Consider the following 16,359-nt stretch of genomic DNA (forward strand, 5'->3'; position numbering starts at 1 on the left):
CTGATACACCGCCTTCGCGAGCAAGCCCGCTCCCACATTGGGTATGCGCCAAGCTCGGTCAGGCCGGCATCAACTCGGTCACCACCCGCCCGCGCTCCATGCGCACCAACTGGTCGGCCACATCGAAATAACGATCGTCGTGGGAGATCACGATGATGGTCTTGCCCAGTCGTTTCAGATCCGGCAGCAGCTCGGTGTAGAAGATCCGGCGGAAGGTCGGGTCCTGGTCGGCGGCCCATTCGTCGAACACCAGCACCGGGCGTTCTTCCAGCCAGGCGTTGACCAGCGCCAGGCGCTTGCGCTGGCCGGTGGAGAGGTCGGTGGTGGTGAAGCTGCCGTCCTTGACCCTGACCTTGTGGGCGATCTCCAGGCGTTCCAGGTACTTGTTGGCGTCTTCGGGGATGTGCGTTTCGCCCTGGACAACGTCGTCGAACAGGTAGTAATCGGCGAAGACCGTGGTGAATAGCTGGCGATAGTCATCGCGGTTGTGCGCGTCGATGGCTTCGCCGTTGACCCGGATCTGCCCCTGTTGCGGTGTGTACAGGCCCAGCAGCAGCTTGATCAGCGTGGTCTTGCCGCAACCGTTTTCACCGACGATGAAGGTGATGTCGCCCTGTTTGATCGACAGGTTGACCGGTCCCAGCTGGAACGGCGCGGCACCGTCCACCGAGGGGAAGGCGTAGCGCACGTCCGCCAGTTGCAGCTCCTGCACGGCGGGTTTGGCGTCGGCCTTGTCGCTGAGCAGCAGGTGCGGTTCCGGGGTGGAGAATTGCTCGGACAACTCGGCGATGCGGCGGAAGGCGATCTGCGCGCGACTGACGATCGGCAGGGTGCTGATCAAGTGTTCCAGCGGGCCTTTCATGTACAGCAGCACCAGCACGAAACCGCTCATCACGGTTTTGTCGGCGCTCGGCCAGAAGGTTTGCAGCGCCAGGGCCAGGCCGATCACCACGAAGAACAGCATCGAGCCGAAGGTCTTGGCGATCACGAAGGTGTTGATCGAGCGCACCTGGGTATTGCAGATGAACTCGGCAGTGCCCTTGATCCCCGAGCTGAACATGCGCTGGCGACGCGGGCGGTGGATGCGCAGTTCCTTGGCGCCTTCGGCGATGGCGTTGTAGTGCTTCTGCAGTTCGTCCTCGGCTTCCCGGGCGGCCATGAAACCCTGCACGCCCTTGCTCTGGGCGTAGGCCTGGATCGCGGTGCCGATGAGGATCGCGGCGACCATGATCAGGAACATCGGCCACGACAGGATCGCCAGGTAGCCCATGCAGCCCAGGGTCACGGTGACGGATATCGCCAGCGGCGCGAAGGCGAAGGCGAAGTCGCTGATGGTGTCGACGTCGTGGGTCAGCACCGGGATCAGGCGGTGGCTGCGGTAGCGTTCGATTTGTTCGATCGGCGCCGACAGCACCTTCTCGCCCAGCTGTTTGCGCAGCTTGGCGATGATGTGCTGGCCGACGTAGTTGGTGCCGATGTCCGAGCAGATCGAACTGGCCAGCGCCAACAGGCATAGCCCGGCAAACAGCGCGACCACGCCCTGGGTCAGGCCGCTGTCCGAATGCAATGCGTTGTTGATGGTCGCCAGCAACACCGTGACGCTCAGGCCACCGACCATGCCCAGGACGATGGAGGCGGTGACGATGAGTCGAAAGGGTTTGAGCAGGGCGAACAATTCGCCAATGGCGCCTCGGGTGGGCTGGGTCATGGAAGACAGTTCCTTGGGTCGGAAGGCAGATACCCAGTAGAACGTGTGGTCGCGGGGTTAATTTAGAGGGTGGACGACTGGTGGTGAGGGCGGGGTTTCATTCGGAATTTTCGGTGACGGACATGGCCTCTTCGCGAGCAAGCCCGCTCCCACAGTTGACTGCATTTTCCCAGGAAGAACGCGGTCCCCTGTAGGAGCGAGCATGCTCGCGATGCACGCAAGGCCACCGCGGAGTGTCAGGCAGCCAGCGTCATCGTTGACGACCATCGCGAGAAGGCTCGCTCCCACAGGTGTTGCGTCGCACGCCGGATTGCGCCATCCCTTGCAGGCGCAAGCAGGTCAGAGTTCGCGCACTACGCGAAAGCCCATCCAGTCGCCACGCTCCTGCGGGTACTGGCTGTTGCGGTTGCCCGAGCGGGAGAAGACCGGTGCTTCGCCCCAGTCGTTGCCGCGGATGCGCACGGTTTCGCAGTTGGCTTCCAGCCAGGCGCTGCCGTCGGTGGGGGCGCCGACGTAGTTGGGGTGTTCGCAGTCCTCGACCCATTCGTAGACGTTGCCGTGCATGTCGTACATGCCGAAGGCGTTGGGCGGGTAGCTGCCCACCGGCGAGCTGTAGCTGTAGCCGTCAGCGGGGCCGTAGGTGTTGGCGTGTTTGGCGATGCTGTATTCCTTGCCTTCATCGAACGGGAAGGGGAACGGGCCCTTGGTGCCGCCACGGGCGGCGTATTCGCGCTGGGCTTCGCTGACCATGCTGTATTTCTGCCCGGTCTTTTTCGACAGCCAGGCGACGTAGTTCTTCACGTCCTGGAAGTTCATGCACACCGCCGGCTGGCGCGGGCTCTGCGGGTAGCGCGGTTTGCTGGCGATGCACTCGCGGCCTGGGCGGGTGTCGCCGTTGGCGATGGTCACGCCGCTCTCCTTCACATAACTGTCCCACTCGCCGGCGGTGATCTGGAAACGGCTCATGGCGAAGGGTCTGGCGAAGGTGACGTCGTGCATCGGGCCTTCATCGGGTTCGCGGCCGACCTCATCGTCCGGGGTGCCCATGGTGAAGGTGCCGGCGGGGAGGACGACCATTTCGGGGCAGTTGCGGCAGTCTTTGAAGACTTTGCCGGGTTGGGGTGGGGTGGCGGCCTGGGTGGTGGTGGATAGGAGGGCTGCCAGAGCTGACAGAGCTAGTAGATTGAGGGTCATGAGTTATCTCGATCGAAGGAAAAATAGAAATGGGGCGACGGGATACCTGTGGTGATGGACCAGGCAAAAGGTGACCTGTGGCGAGGGGGCTTGCCCCCGCTGGACTGCGCAGCAGTCCCATCTTTTTGGGGCCGCTTCGCGACCCAACGGGGGCAAGCCCCCTCGCCACAGATATTGTGTTCGGCTTAACTGATCGGCATTAGGGCAAGCCCCCTCACCATAAGGGAACGCATTTCAGGGAAGGTTTTTCCGGTCATGCGGTTTTGTTGAGCAGTGCCATGAACCGGTCGATCTCGTTTTCGCTGTTGAGCAACCCAGGCGCAATGCGCACCACAGGCCCGGCGTCGCGTTCCACGGCGTCGCACACCACACGGTTCTGCATCAGCTCGGTGGCGACTTTTTCACAGCTCTGCGCCTTGACCCGAAAGAACGTAAACCCGGCGGACAACTGCGGACTCTGCGGTGTCACCAACTCAATCCGCGGCTGTTCCAGCAGGCGATTCTTGGCATAGGTATTGAGTTCATGAATCCGCGACTGTACGGACGCCTTCCCCAGATCCAGATGCAACTTGAACGCCTCATCCGCCGCCCACCGATGCTCGAAACTGTGATAACCGCCGGGAGTCATGATGGTCGAGAAGGTGGTCGCCTCGGAGAAGGTCGGAATGATCGGCGTTACGTCCTTCACCTCGGCCGAGCGCGCACAGATGATCCCGGTCCCACGCGGTCCGAACATCCATTTGTGGGTGCCGGCGATGAAAAAATCGCAGTGCATGTCGGGAAAATCCAGGTCCTCGACACCAAACCCGTGCACCCCGTCGACCACATAAAGAATGCGATCCTTCTCGTCGCGCTGGCGATTCAACTCCGCCACCAGCTTGCCGATCTCGCCAATCGGCAGCTTCACGCCACTGCCCGATTGCACCCAGGTCATGCCCAGTACCCGAGTCTCCGGGCGGATGCCGCTGGCGATCGAACCCAACACTTCATCCACGGAAATATCGCGGCTGTTCTCGAACAGCTTGAGCTTGCGCACCTGGGTGCCCTGGCGTTGCTGACGGAATTCCAGGGTGTAGTTGGTCGAGTAATGCTCGTGCTCGCTGACCAGAATTTCCTGATCCGGACGCACATGAATGCCGCCATAAATCATCGCCAGACCTTCAGTGGTGCTGCCGGTGAGGGCGATCTGCTCGGGTTTGGCGTTCAAATAGCGCCCGGCCCAGACCCGCACGTTGTGCTCGCGCTTCTCGGTCTCCTGCAGATCCCAGTCCATGGCGCGACCGGGGTTGCGGTCGATGCTGGCGCGGTGCAAGTCGATGGCGTTGCGTACCGGTGTCGGGTGCGACGTCACCAGAAAATTGGCGAAGTGCAGGTAGTCCGGGTCCTGATTGAACAGCTGGCGCAACTGCATCCATTTGCCTTTGGCCAAGGGCGGCGAACTGGAGGCCAGCGCCGGCAGGTTCACCCCGGCAGTCAGGGGCAAACCGGCGGCGAGAATGCCGGCCTGTTTGAGGAAGGAACGTCGGTTGGTCATGGCTTCGAATTCGCTAGGCAAAAGTGGCATCAGTTTTTAGCAATGGGTCTGGCGGATTTCTCGACCTGATCCCAGACCCGCAGGAAGTTGCCGCCCCAGAGCTTGGCGATGTCCGCTTCGCTGTAGCCGCGACTGATCAGCTCGGCGGTCACGTTGCGCACTTCGCTGACGTCCTTCCAGCCATCGAGGCCGCCGCCGTCGTTGAAGTCGGAGCTGATGCCGACATGATCGATGCCGATCTTTTTCACCGCATAGTCAATCGCGTCGCCGTAGTCCTTGAGGGTGGCCTTGGGTTCCTCGTCGACGATGGCGTAGAGCTCGCTGGCGTATTCGCCGAAACGCTGTTCGGGCCAGACGGTGATGATCGGATCGCCCGGCATCAGCGCCATCTCCAGGCCTTGCAACGGTTGCAGGTCGAAGCGCGCGCGCAGGGCGTTGAGCTTGTCCTGGGTGGCCTGGCTCAGCGGGCGGATGTAGGTGGGGAAGCCAACGATCTGCACCACGCCGCCGCTGTCCTTGATCAGCTGCATTTCCTGGTCGCTGAGATTGCGCGGAATGTCCACCAGGCCACGGGGCGCGGAGTGCGAGGCCACCATCGGTGTGCGGCTCAGATGCGCCACCTGTTCCAGGGCCTTGGTCGACATCTGCGATACGTCGATGATCACCCCGAGGTCGTTGAGGCGATGCACCGCCTGCTTGCCGATCTCCGACAGGCCGCCGAGGGCATCGCGGGAATCGTTGAAGAACGGCAGCGGCCGCGACGAGTCGGCCCAGGCGTTGTTGCCCACGTAGCTGAAGCCGAACATGCGCATGCCCCGGGCTGCCCATTTGTCCAGGGCGTTGAGGTCGTTGCCCAGCGGGTAGGCGTTGAGCATGCTCATGAAGATCGCGAACTTGCCTTCGCCGTGCAGGCGCCGGAAATCCTCGGGGGTGTAGGCGATGGCGACTTGGTTAGGGTAGTCGCGGACCATGGCGCTGATGATCTTGTAGCGGGTTTCCTGCTCGAAGCGAGCTTCTTCGATGAAGCCGGCGGTCGGGCGGTGCGGCGCGTTGGGGCCGTTCCAGATTTCCGGCCAGCCGAAGATCGTCAGCGCCGCGCCGGACAGTCGCCCGCGCCCGCTCTTGACCAGGTCGAACTGGCCGCTGCCGTCCTTGTCCGCCTCGTTGCCGGCGGTGCCGAAGTCCATCGGCACGGTGATGTGGCTGTCGAAAGAGAGCAGGCGCTCGTGCAGTTCATCGGCCTGTTTCATCACTTTGGCCGGGTAACCGGGGTTGCCTCTGAACCAGTAATCCCAGGCCGCGAAGCCCGCCCCGGCGCCGATCGCCAGGGCCAGCGGCAGGCCGATGAAAAGAGCCTTTTTCGAGCGTGGTGTAGTCATTGCCGTCTCAATCAGTTCGCCGTCGGGGTGCAGGCGCGGGGGCCTTTGCTATTTGGGGAGAACGAGTGGTCGGGCGCGGAATTTAGGCTGCGATCTTTTCCTGGCACCATAAATTTCCGCCGGCAACAAACGTTCTAGCTGGGATAAAGCCTGCTCCATGGCTGACACAGGTAGGGCAATGACGATTTCTCGACGATGGTTCATGGCGGGCCTGGCGCTGACCGGCGCGGCCGTGCCTGCGGCTTTTTATGGGCATCGCCAATGGACGAAACCGGACCCGACGATCACCCCCGGCGAGGCCTCGTTCGATGTCGCGGACGTGGCCGGCCAGCGTCTGGCCGACTCGCTGCGCGGTGTCTGGCAGATCCGTTTCGAAGGCCGCGATGCCGGGCTCGAAGGCCTGCCCGCGGACGGCCTGGAAGTGTTTCTCGACATCGGCCACAAGGGCCGCGGGCTGATCGGCTTTCTCGATACCGCCGAGCGACTGCGTTCCAGCGAAGCACCGCGTTATCAGGTGCTCGGCGATCTGGCCGGTGGCAAGCCGGCGCAATTGAGCTGGCGGCTGCTCAGCGCCAATGGCAGTTGCGATTACGAATTCAGCATGGCGCTGGACGAAGTCTGGGCCGCGTTCGGCAATGCCGGCAGCGGTTCGTTGAGCGGGCGGGTACTGGATCTGGATCGTCCGTTGATGCTGACCGCACAGGACAACCGCTTCATCGCCGTCAAGCGTGTGTTCCCCGAAGCCCGGGAGCGCACCGGGCTGAACGCGCCGCTATTGGCCTGGCTGACGTCGCCTGAACATCGCCTGTTTCATCAGCTCTGGCATGCCTCACGGGACAAATGGCACACCTTGCCTGAAGACAAGCGCGAGGCCCTGCGTGGCATCGGCTGGCAGCCCGGCCCACGAGACAAGGAGCGTGACGCCCGTGGCACGCGCAAGGATCGCAATGGCTCCGGCGTGGATTTTTTCTTCATGCACCGGCACATGCTCGGCACGGCGCGTTCGATTCAGGATCTGCCATCGTGGACGCAATTTCCCCTGCCGCAACCGGAACTGGCCCGGGATCGCATCGGCTTCGCCAATTATTTCGACAACCACGACGGCACCGCGCTGCCGCCGACCTGGCTGGCCGATGACGATGACGAGTACTCGCAGTGGGTCAGCGATATCAAGACCGCCGAGACCTATCACAGCAATTTCCAGGTCTGGGAATCGCAGTACCGCGACCCGCGTTATCTGTCGAAGCTGACGTTGGGGCAGTTCGGTTCCGAGGTGGAATTGGGGCTGCACGACTGGCTGCACATGCGCTGGGCCTCGGTGCCCCGCGATCCGTCCAACGGCCAGCCGGTGCCGTTCGCCCGGGATCCGTCGGACTTTTCCGCGCGATGGTTCGCGGCGGAGAACGACTTTCTCGGCGATCCGTTTTCGTCTCATGTGAGCCCGGTGTTCTGGCATTTCCACGGCTGGATCGACGACCGCCTGGAAGACTGGTTCCGCGCCCATGAGCGCTTTCATCCGGGGGAGGTCACGCGTCAGCAGGTCAACGGTGTGCCGTGGTTTGCGCCGGGGCGCTGGGTCGAAGTCGACGACCCCTGGCTCGGCCCGGACACCCACGGCTGCAGCACGACGCCGGGATTGCAGGCGGGCCGGTCGGTGGAAATGGACCCGGAGACCATGAAGCTGGCGCTGCGCATCACCTTTGGCGAGGATGAAAAGAAGCTCAAGGACCTGTTCCGCAAAGTGCCGCAAAGGCCCTGGTATGCCCGGCATTTGAAGGCCAAGCAGAGCCAGGCTTGATACCGAGTCATCGTTCATCGCGAGCCTGCTCGCGATGGCGGTGTGTCAGGCGACATGGATGCTGGATGTGCCGGCCTCTTCGCGGGCAAGCCCGCTCCCACAAGTTTTGCAGATGTGCACAACATCTGCGGCTGACACAAACCACTGTGGGAGCGGGCTTGCCCGCGATGGCGGTGTGTCAGGCGACAAGGATGCTGGATGTGCCGGCCTATTCGCGAGCAAGCCCGCTCCCACATTCGACCGCGTTTGTTCAGGATGAATGCGGTCAACTGTGGGAGCGGGCTTGCTCGCGAAGGCGGCCTGACAGGCGCCACATTCCTAACCATTCATCCATAACCCCGTGCAATGCAGGCCCTGCCGTTGATCGGAAAGCCCCAACGAACTGTCATTTCTGTCAGTAGGCACCGAGTGCTTTATACGGCCTGATATTCCTCCGAGCAGTTCAACTCTGTAAGAGGACATCTGTCATGACTTCAGCAGCCATCCGTTCCGGCTTCGTCGAGTCCGAGTCGCTCCCGGCGCCGAACATGTACTTTGCCGCGTCCCAAGCCACTCATCTTGTTGACAGCGTGCTTTATCCGGCAATGCTCCAGATGAGTCGCAACGGTCTGGTAGTAGGTTTCGAGAACATTGCCGGCGTGGAGGATGGCGCGCCGATGCAGGTGTGCTTGAGCAGCGAGAAGGGCACCACCGTCATAGAGCATCCCTACGAAGCGGCCGAAGCCTACCAAGGGGTTCGGGTAACCGATGAGCAGATTCTGCTTCATCAAGGCCAGCGGGTGACGATGACCTATACCGTGCCTGTTGGTGGTGTGGACACGCCTTCCTTGCCCGGCGAAATCACCGTTACCGAAGATACGCTTGACCTGGAAAAGCTTGGATACGCAGTGGCCGACGACGAAATCAACGGCGTGATCAAGCTTCATCTGATCGAAGCTCAAGGCGGCGCACGTTTTTCCATTCCTCCAATAAAGGGACTTTTTCGCGGATCTTACGTGAGCATATTTCTCAGGCATGGAGCGTCGACAATGTATGTTGGCCGGGTTATCTCGACCATACCGGAGCAAAAAATCGTAATCCAAATGCCCTTTCATCGATTCGCAGGGCTCTTGGGACAGACGGTTTCGTTTGGCTACTCAATCCAAATGCTGCGAGATGTCTTCTACAACCGTACAAGTCTCAACACCTTTACCGTTGAACTTTAACCCACTCATTTTCAGGGGACCGGGCTCAACGATCGCGCCCATTCCCCTGAGCCAACTCCCACCCCCCACCCAACGCCTTGTACAACGCAATGCTCGCCTGCAACCGCGCCAACCTCAGCTGCACATTCAGATCCTGCGCCGCATACAACGTGCGCTGCGTCTCCAGCACCGTCAGCAAATCCTCGGCCCCCGCCTGATAACGGCTCTGGGCAATATCAAACGCCGTCTGCGCCTGACTCAATTCCTCGGCCTGCCACTGCCGCTGCTGGTCCAGCCCGCGAATGCTGTTCAGCGCTTTTTCCACATCGGCAAAGCCGTTGATGATGCTCGCGCGATAGTCCTCCAGCAGCTCCTGCTGCCGGGCCGCGGCCTTGTCGCGCTCAGCGCCGAGGCGGCCGTTGTTGAACACCGGCGCCAGCAGCCCGGCGGTGAGGTTGTAGAAGGGGCTGCGCAGGATGTCGCCGGCTCGGTCGGCGCCGGAGCCGATCTCCGCGGTGAGGGTCACGGTGGGCAGCATGGCGGCGCGGGCGACGGTGACGTCGGCCTGGGCGGCGGCCAGTTCCGCTTCGGCCTTGGCGATGTCCGGGCGCCGGCTGAGCAACTGGCTGGGCACGCCGGCATCGATGGCTGGCCAGGTCAGTTGATCGAAACCTTCCCGGCCCAACTCCAGCGCCTGCACCGGACGGCCGAGCAGGGCGGCGAGGCTGATCTGCGCCTCCCGCGCCTGTTGCTGCACCAGCGGCAATTGCCGTTGCTGCGCCGCCACCAGACTCTTCTGTTGCGCCAGTTCCAGGGCCGTCGCCGAGCCTGAATCGAAGCGCGTCTGCACCAGCCGCAGCACACTGCGGGCATTGGCCAGATTCAGCTCGGCAATCCGGCTCTGCTCCTGCAACGACAACGTCTGCGTGTACCCATTGGCCACGCCACTGAGCAGCGTCAGCTCCACCGTCGCCTGATCGAACTCACTGGCCTGCAAGGCGAACTGCGCACTGTCACGGGTCGCCTGTTTGCCACCCCAGAAATCGATCTCATAACTGGCGCTCAGATTGGCATCGAAATAATCCACAGCCTTGTTGCTGCTGTCGGCATCCAGCTGGCTGTAGCCATTGCCGCGCAGCAGTTTCTGCCGGTTGGCGTTCGCCGCGAACTTCACCTCCGGCAGCTGCGAACCGCCGGCGACCACCGTCTCGGCCTGGGCCTGGCGCACCCGGGCGATGGCGGCGGCCAAGTCATAACTGCCGACCCGCGCCTGTTCCACCAAACGTTCCAACTGCGGGCTGCCGAAGCGATTCCACCATTGCGCGTTGCTGCGCGCGGCCGCCTGATCATGGGGCGATTGCCAGGAGGAAGGCGGGGCGATGCCGCTGTCCGGACGCGGGGCAGGGCTGCCGCAGCCGGCGAGAATCAAACACAGGGTCAACAGACTGAGGGACGGCTTCATCGAAAAATCATTCACTGGTAAGGGCCGTGACCGGATCGAGTCGGGCAGCCTTGCGGGCCGGCATGAAGCCGAAGACGACACCGGTGACCAGCGCGCAGCCGAAGGCGCCCAGCACCGCTATCAGGGAAAACGCGACGGCGACTTCGCTGAGGATCAACACGCCGCCGACGATCAGCGCCAGGGCGATGCCGGTCAGCCCGCCGACCACCGAAAGCATCACCGCCTCGGTGAGGAATTGGCGCAGGATGTCGCGCTGACGGGCTCCGGTGGCCATGCGAATGCCGATCTCGCGGGTCCGCTCGCGCACGGTCATGAGCATGATGTTCATCACCCCGATGCCGCCCACCAGCAGCGAAATCGCCGCGATCGAACCGAGCATCAATGACAGGGTGTTCTGCGTGCGCGCTTCGGCCTGGATCATCGCCGCGTTGTTGGTCAGCTCGAAATCCTTCTTGCCGTTGTGCAGGCGCAGCGTCAGCTGTTCGATGGCCTGCTCGGTCTCCTTGACCTTGCGCGCATCGGCGGCGGCAATCGCGATGTACTCCGGATTGTGGGTGCCGAACAGGCGCACGCTGGCGGCGGAGTAGGGGATGGCGATGCGGTCGTCACTGTCGGAGTCGCCGGAGCTGGCGCCTTTTTCCGCCAGCACGCCGACCACCTGGAATGGCACGTTCTCGATCAGGATGTACTGGCCGATGGGGTTGGCCACGTCCTTGAGCAACTTGGTGCGGACCTTGTGGCCGATCACCGCCACCGCCGCGGCGTTGCGTTCGTCGGCCTCGGTGAAGTAACTGCCTTCGACCACCGGCCAGTTGAAGATCGCCGGGAAGTTGGTGTCGTTGCCGCCGACGTAGCTCAAATGATCGAGGTTGCCGAAACGCACCCCGGCTTCCTGGCCGTTGACCGGCATGATCCGCGTCACCTGCGGCAGACTGCCCACTGCCCGGACTTCGTCCAGGGTGATGATGCCCTGCGGCGTTCGCGGATTGGGTGCCCAGCCGCTCAGATAAATGATGTTCGAGCCGAAGGCGCCCATCTGCGCCATGACCTGGCGTTTGCTGCCTTCGCCCACGGCGAGCATCACCACCACCGACGCCACGCCGATGATGATCCCGAGCAGAGTCAGGGCGGTGCGGAACTTGTTGATCCACATCACCCGCCAGGCCGCTTGCACCGCATCGACCAGCTCGCCTTTCCAGGCACCGTTGGCTTGCGCGCCTTCGTTCAGGCGCTGGCGCAAATCCACCGCCTGCAACGCACCCGCGTTGGCCGAGTGCTGGACTTCCGGGTTGTCCCGGGCGCTGTCGCTGATGATCAGGCCGTCGCGGATTTCGATGATGCGCTTGGCCCGCGCCGCCACTTCGCGGTCGTGGGTGATCAGGATCACCACGTGGCCCTGGCTCGCCAGTTCGTCGAGCAGCGCCATGACCTCCTTGCCGCTGTGGCTGTCGAGGGCGCCGGTGGGTTCGTCGGCGAGGATGATGTGGCCGCCGTTCATCAGCGCGCGGGCGATGGACACCCGCTGCTGCTGACCGCCGGAGAGTTGATGCGGGCGGTTGCCGGTGCGTGTGGCAAGTCCCAGGCGTTCGAGCAGGGCGGCGGCGCGGGCATGGCGTTCGGCGGCCGGGGTGCCTGCGTAGATCGCCGGCATCTCGACGTTTTCCTGGGCCGAGCCGGACGGGATCAGGTGATAGCCCTGGAATACGAAACCGAAGGCTTCGCGGCGCAGCCAGGCCAGTTCGTCGGTGTCCAGCGCGGCGACATTTTCCCCGGCGAAGCGGTACTCGCCCGAGGTCGGGCGGTCGAGGCAGCCGAGGATGTTCATCAGCGTCGATTTGCCGGACCCGGAGGCGCCGACGATCGCCACGAATTCGCCGGCATGGATCGACAGGTCGATGCCACGCAACACATGCACTTCAGGCGCGTCGCCACCGCCGTAGGCCTTGCGGATGTCCTGCAGTTCAATCAAAGGCGTCTGCATTCAACCGCCACTCCCGTCGGCCGGGCCGATCAGCAGGTGATCGCCTTCCTGCAAGCCGTCGAGGATCTGCACCCGCAGCCGGTCGCTGATGCCGGTGCGCACCGTGCGTTGTTCGATGTTGCCGTTCTGCGCCACCACCTGGGCCGTCTGTTGATCGGCCTGGCTGCCGGCTTGCAGGGCCGCGATGGGGGCGGTGAGTACGTTCTGCGCCTGGTCGGCGACGAAAAAGACCTGGGTGGTCATCTCGGCCATCAGTGCGTTGTCGGCGTTGTCCACGTCCAGCAGCACGGTGTACAGCACCACCCGGGCGCTGCCGCTTTTGCTGGAGCTGGCGGGGCTGCCGCCGCCCTGGCTGGTCTGGTCCAGCGGTTTGGGCGGCACCGGCAGGATCTGCCGCACCGTGCTTTTCCAGCGCCGGGTGCCGCCGCTCAAGGTGGTGAACCAGGCGTTCATGCCGGGTTTGACGTGGCCGATGTCGGCTTCGGAAACCTCGGCCCACACGGTCATCGGCGACAGGTTGGCGATGCGCAGGATCAGCGGGGTCTGTTGCTGGGCGTTGAGGGTCTGGCCTTCGCGGGCGTCGAGGGCGACCACGGTGCCGGACATCGGCGCGTAGATCCGCGTGTAGCCCAGTTCGGCCTGATCGCTGCGCAGGCTGGCCTGGGCCTGGCGGATCTGCGCCTGGAACATGTCGATGCGCGCCTGGGTCGCGCGCAGTTCGGCCTGGGCGGTCTGCACGTCTTCTTCGCGGGTGGCGCCGCCGGCCTTGAGATTCTGCTGGCGCTGGAATTTCTGCCGCGCCAGCTCGTGCTGCGCGCGCTGTTCTTCTAGCTGGGCCTTGAGGTTCTCGATGGAAAAACGCCCGGCGTCGAGCTTGGCCTGCTGCGTGGACGGATCGATTTCCACCAGCAGCTGGCCTTCCTTGACCCGGTCGCCGACTTCCACATGAATCTTGTGGATCTGCCCCGACGCCTGAGCGCCGACGTCGACATAGCGCCGCGGTTGCAGGGTGCCGAGGGCGGTGACGCTGCTTTCGATATCGCCACGGCTGACCTGCACGGTGGCAAAACTGTCGCGCCCCGGCGGGAGGATCTGCCAGGCGGCGACGGCGACAACGGGGATCAGGCTGAGTGCGACAAGCAGGGCGCGTCGGGTCTGACGGGGACGTTTCATGCAGGGTTCCGGCGAAGGGGTGGCCCGTCGTTCGGGACGGGGAGCTGTCCACTAAACGAGGCAAGTGGCGGTGAATTTAAGTGACGAAATATCGCGTAACACCTACCCCTGTAGGAGCGAGCATGCTCGCGATGGAGGCCCGGACACCGCGGGCCATCAGACTGCCAGCGTCATCGTTGACGACCATCGCGAGCGTGCTCGCTCCTACAGTCATTCGACTATTTGTCGGCCAATACAAAGCAACGCTTTAAATCTATATGAGAATTACTATAAATTACGCACTTCAAATTGCCACTATCGCGCCATTGCCTGTTTTCGGGTCGATCGCTCGGCTCAAGGACACAAACCGCACCCGTGCGGACGGGAGTCATGTTGGAAAACTACTATCGGGAGCTGGTGTGTTTCCTGAACGCCAAGCTAGGTAGCCGCGAGGTCGCCGAAGATGTGGTGCATGACGCTTATCTGCGCGTGCTGGAACGCTCCAGCGACACGCCGATCGAGCAGCCCCGGGCATTCCTCTATCGCACCGCGCTGAATCTGGTGATCGACGATCACCGGCGCAACGCCCTGCGTCAGGCCGAGTCGCTGGACGTGCTCGACACCGAAGAGCGTTATTTCAGTCCCTCTCCTTTAAGCAATCTCGACCACGGCCAGCGCCTGGACATGCTCCAGCGCGCCCTGGCGGAACTGCCGGCGCTGTGCCGCGAGAGTTTCATGCTGCGCAAACTCGACGGCCTGTCACATCCGGAGATCGCCGAACGCCTGGGGATTTCCAAGGCGCTGGTGGAGAAGCACATCGTCAATGCGATGAAGCATTGCCGGGTGCGGATGCGCCAATGGGATAACCATTGATTCGCGCTGAAGCGTCGAAACGTTAAATTTTATTTCACTGTCCTCGTTCCCTTCATCAACGACTTGCTGTCCTGCTCAAAGGCCGGTCAGGTCACTTCGGCTTATCCCCACCGTCGGGGTTCATCCAGAGGACACTGGAAATGACACAGGCAATTGCATCGCCCCTCGTTCACGACCTGATCGGCGTCGGTTTCGGCCCTTCGAACCTGGCACTGGCCATCGCGCTGCAGGAACGCGCCTCGACCCTCGGCGAGCTGGATGTGCTATTTCTCGACAAGCAGGCCCAGTACAGCTGGCACGGCAATACCCTGTCGACCCAGAGCGAACTGCAGATTTCCTTCCTCAAGGACCTGGTGACCCTGCGCAATCCGACCAGCCCTTACTCCTTCGTCAACTACCTCAAGGCCCACGGCCGCTTGGTGGACTTCATCAACCTGGGCACCTTCTACCCGTGCCGCATGGAGTACAACGACTACCTGCGTTGGGTCGCCGCGCAGTTTGAAGACCAGAGCCGTTACGGCGAGGAAGTGCTAACCATCGAGCCGGTGCTGCACAAGGAGCAGGTCGAGGCGCTGCGGGTGATCTCCCGGGATTCGACCGGGCATCAGCACGTGCGCACCACCCGTTCGGTGGTGGTCAGCACCGGCGGCACCCCGCGCATTCCCGAGGCGTTCAAGGCGCTCAAGGGCGATGCTCGAGTGTTCCACCACTCGCAGTACCTGGCGCAGATGGCCAAGCAGCCTTGTGTGAACAACCAGCCGATGAGCATCGCGATCGTCGGCGGCGGTCAGAGTGCTGCCGAAGCCTTCATCGATCTGAACGACAGCTTCCCGTCGGTGCAGGTCGACATGATCCTGCGCGGCTCGGCGTTGAAGCCTGCGGACGACAGCCCGTTCGTCAACGAGGTGTTCTCGCCGGAGTTCACCGACCTGATCTTCAACCAGGAAAGCAGCGAGCGCGAGCGGCTGGTCAATGAGTACCACAACACCAACTACTCGGTGGTGGACCTGGACCTGATCGAGCGCATCTACGGCATTTTCTACCGGCAGAAAGTCTCGGGCATCGACCGCCATGTGTTCCGCACCCTGACCACCATCGAAAAAGCCACCGCCAACGAGCGCGGCATCGAACTGGCGGTGCGCAATACGGCGACCGGCGAAATCACGGTTCATCACTACGACGCGGTGGTCCTGGCCACCGGTTACGAACGCCAGATGCACCGCAAACTGCTGGCGCCGCTGGAGCAGTACCTGGGGGATTTCGAGGTCGACCGCAACTACAAACTGATCACCGACGAGCGCTGCAAGGCCGGCATCTATATGCAGGGCTTCTGCCAGGCCAGTCATGGCTTGAGCGACACCTTGCTGTCGATCCTGCCGATTCGCGCGGATGAGATTGCCGGGTCTTTGTATGACCATGGCAAGAAGCGTGGGCACAGTCGGTCGGTGGTGGATTTGTTGTTGGCGACTGCGAGCTGATCTTTTCGGTGTCTGACAGGCCTCATCGCGGGCAAGCCCGCTCCCACAGGGATCTTCGGTGGACACAAATTGTGTGGCAGAAGATAAAACTGTGGGAGCGGGCTTGCCCGCGATGAGGCCTTTAAAGGCACCACAAAACCCCATTCCCTTTACGTTTCACTGTCAACCGAAAATTCGGCTCTGATTTATAAGGTTTTTTTCTGCGGAAAATGGACAAAAATTTCACAAAAACTGTATTGACGCGTTAGGTACTCAGGACCAGACGAACTGGCGCTCAGCGTAGCGGTAGAGTGCAGCTGCGGAAAGGGCTTGTGAAGGTCTTTCGACGAGGGGATTTTGAACCTATATGGCATGTGTTTTAATGGCTACATTAGTCCGTACGGACTTGCCCGATTTTGTGTTTAAGCTTTTTTAGTCTGCATTATGACCAGCGATAGTTTATCGTTTTAGCGCTCCGAAATCGCAAAAGGTATTAAGGAATTTTTACGAAATGGATACACCTAAAAACTATCTTGGAGTAACCCTCGTCAGGCTTGAACATCTATGACCTGCGAAGTCATCATGCGAGAGGTGAATGGTTATAGTTTAATCTGGATGTGTTAAACGATAGTGGTGA

11 protein-coding genes are annotated in these 16,359 nt (G+C 62.2%); 4 read left to right on the forward strand and 7 right to left on the reverse strand.

Annotation, left to right across the window (positions count from 1 at the left end):
* Positions 1-58: 58 nt before the first annotated feature.
* The 4 genes from K9857_RS18945 to pvdM form a co-directional block, all read right to left on the reverse strand.
* Complete coding sequence (locus tag K9857_RS18945) at positions 59-1,708, reverse strand: cyclic peptide export ABC transporter (RefSeq protein ID WP_224538219.1); 1,650 nt, start codon at positions 1,706-1,708, stop codon at positions 59-61.
* A gap of 339 nt (positions 1,709-2,047) precedes the next feature.
* Positions 2,048-2,902 carry a formylglycine-generating enzyme family protein gene (locus K9857_RS18950; RefSeq protein WP_224538220.1) on the reverse strand — a complete coding sequence of 285 codons (855 nt, stop codon included), beginning with the start codon at positions 2,900-2,902 and terminating at the stop codon, positions 2,048-2,050.
* Between the two features lie 253 nt (positions 2,903-3,155).
* Complete coding sequence (locus K9857_RS18955) at positions 3,156-4,436, reverse strand: aminotransferase class V-fold PLP-dependent enzyme (protein WP_224538221.1); 1,281 nt, start codon at positions 4,434-4,436, stop codon at positions 3,156-3,158.
* Positions 4,437-4,465: 29 nt separating this feature from the next.
* Entirely contained in the window at positions 4,466-5,815 is a 1,350-nt protein-coding gene (pvdM, locus tag K9857_RS18960; RefSeq protein ID WP_224538222.1) for a pyoverdine-tailoring dipeptidase-like protein PvdM, read from the reverse strand.
* A 178-nt stretch (positions 5,816-5,993) separates the two neighbouring features.
* On the opposite strand from pvdM, the gene K9857_RS18965 reads away from it, so the two are divergent.
* Positions 5,994-7,613, forward strand: a complete 1,620-nt coding sequence (locus K9857_RS18965) for a PvdJ/PvdD/PvdP-like protein (protein WP_224538223.1) — start codon at positions 5,994-5,996, stop codon at positions 7,611-7,613.
* A gap of 467 nt (positions 7,614-8,080) precedes the next feature.
* The gene (locus K9857_RS18970) at positions 8,081-8,818 is read left to right on the forward strand and encodes a hypothetical protein (protein WP_224538224.1); all 738 of its coding nucleotides are present in this window, start codon (positions 8,081-8,083) and stop codon (positions 8,816-8,818) included.
* 25 nt (positions 8,819-8,843) lie between these two features.
* Here K9857_RS18970 and K9857_RS18975 read toward each other — a convergent pair whose 3' ends face one another.
* The 3 genes from K9857_RS18975 to K9857_RS18985 are packed head-to-tail and all read right to left on the reverse strand — an operon-like array spanning position 8,844 to position 13,413.
* A complete protein-coding gene (locus K9857_RS18975) occupies positions 8,844-10,259 on the reverse strand; it encodes an efflux transporter outer membrane subunit (RefSeq protein ID WP_224538226.1) in 1,416 nt (471 codons plus the stop codon).
* Between the two features lie 7 nt (positions 10,260-10,266).
* The gene (locus tag K9857_RS18980) at positions 10,267-12,240 is read right to left on the reverse strand and encodes a MacB family efflux pump subunit (protein ID WP_224538228.1); all 1,974 of its coding nucleotides are present in this window, start codon (positions 12,238-12,240) and stop codon (positions 10,267-10,269) included.
* Positions 12,241-13,413 carry an efflux RND transporter periplasmic adaptor subunit gene (locus K9857_RS18985; RefSeq protein WP_224538230.1) on the reverse strand — a complete coding sequence of 391 codons (1,173 nt, stop codon included), beginning with the start codon at positions 13,411-13,413 and terminating at the stop codon, positions 12,241-12,243.
* Between the two features lie 369 nt (positions 13,414-13,782).
* On the opposite strand from K9857_RS18985, the gene K9857_RS18990 reads away from it, so the two are divergent.
* Together K9857_RS18990 and K9857_RS18995 are read left to right on the forward strand one after the other, a co-directional pair.
* The gene (locus K9857_RS18990; protein ID WP_318011770.1) at positions 13,783-14,265 is read left to right on the forward strand and encodes a sigma-70 family RNA polymerase sigma factor; all 483 of its coding nucleotides are present in this window, start codon (positions 13,783-13,785) and stop codon (positions 14,263-14,265) included.
* A gap of 140 nt (positions 14,266-14,405) precedes the next feature.
* Positions 14,406-15,743 carry a lysine N(6)-hydroxylase/L-ornithine N(5)-oxygenase family protein gene (locus K9857_RS18995; protein ID WP_224538232.1) on the forward strand — a complete coding sequence of 446 codons (1,338 nt, stop codon included), beginning with the start codon at positions 14,406-14,408 and terminating at the stop codon, positions 15,741-15,743.
* Positions 15,744-16,359: the final 616 nt, after the last annotated feature.

Origin of the sequence: Pseudomonas sp. REP124, assembly GCF_020164475.1 — a bacterium.
Classification (GTDB): domain Bacteria; phylum Pseudomonadota; class Gammaproteobacteria; order Pseudomonadales; family Pseudomonadaceae; genus Aquipseudomonas.